Origin of the sequence: Avibacterium endocarditidis, from assembly GCF_965138825.1 — a bacterium.
GTDB lineage: Bacteria > Pseudomonadota > Gammaproteobacteria > Enterobacterales > Pasteurellaceae > Avibacterium > Avibacterium endocarditidis.
Genome location: NZ_CBCSDH010000038.1, coordinates 1 through 762, shown reverse-complemented (window position 1 = coordinate 762; position 762 = coordinate 1). Strand labels below are relative to the sequence as shown.

Annotated in this window: 1 protein-coding gene and 1 pseudogene; both read right to left on the bottom strand. The window is 45.1% G+C overall.

The window, feature by feature from the left end; all coding sequences use genetic code 11:
* The coding region (gene araD, locus ACNAV8_RS11570) for an L-ribulose-5-phosphate 4-epimerase AraD (RefSeq protein ID WP_415777750.1) at positions 1-599 on the bottom strand (599 nt) is incomplete at its 3' end.
* Positions 593-762: pseudogene (locus ACNAV8_RS11565) on the bottom strand (L-ribulose-5-phosphate 3-epimerase); the annotation flags it as partial. The pseudogene ACNAV8_RS11565 and the gene araD, both read right to left, overlap by 7 nt.

Sequence of the window (762 nt, the reverse complement as noted above, 5' to 3'; positions counted from 1 at the left end):
CTGAATAAATTCATATAACCAATTTCTTCTAACACCACCGCATTATGTACGGCATTATCTGAGTCAGTTCCCCAAGCAAAAGGGCCGTGGGAATGGACTAATACAGCAGGGACATCTTTCGCCTCAATTTTGCGATTACGGAAGGTTTCGACAATCACCTTGCCGGTTTCCAGTTCATACTCGCCTGCAATTTCTTCTGGCGTCATTTTTCTTGTACAAGGAATACTGCCATAGAAATAATCGGCGTGTGTGGTGCCCGCGGCAATTAAATCTAACCCTGCTTGTGCCCAAATGGTGGCGTGGCGCGAATGGGTATGCACAATGCCACCAATTTCAGGAAATTGGCGATATAATTCCAAATGCGTTGCGGTATCAGAGGACGGTTTTTTCGTTCCCCACACGCGTTCGCCTGTATTCACATCCACAATCACAATATCATCGGCGGTCATGGTTTCATACTCTACCCCCGAAGGTTTAATCGCCACCAATCCTGAAGTGCGGTCAATTTCACTGACATTTCCCCAAGTGAAGGTGACTAAGTGGTGTTTTGGTAAAGCCAAATTGGCTTGTAAGACTTTTTCGCGTAATTCCGCTAACATGGGAAGCCTCCTTCTTGCATTTTTTGTTCAATAAAACGGCGTGCTTTGATGATTTCTTCAATCGGCTCTTGGGCTTTTTCTGTCCACATTTCAATCAAGAAAGCACCTCGGTAATTGAGTTCAGCAAGGGTTTTAAAGCAGGTCACAAAATCCACACAGCCCT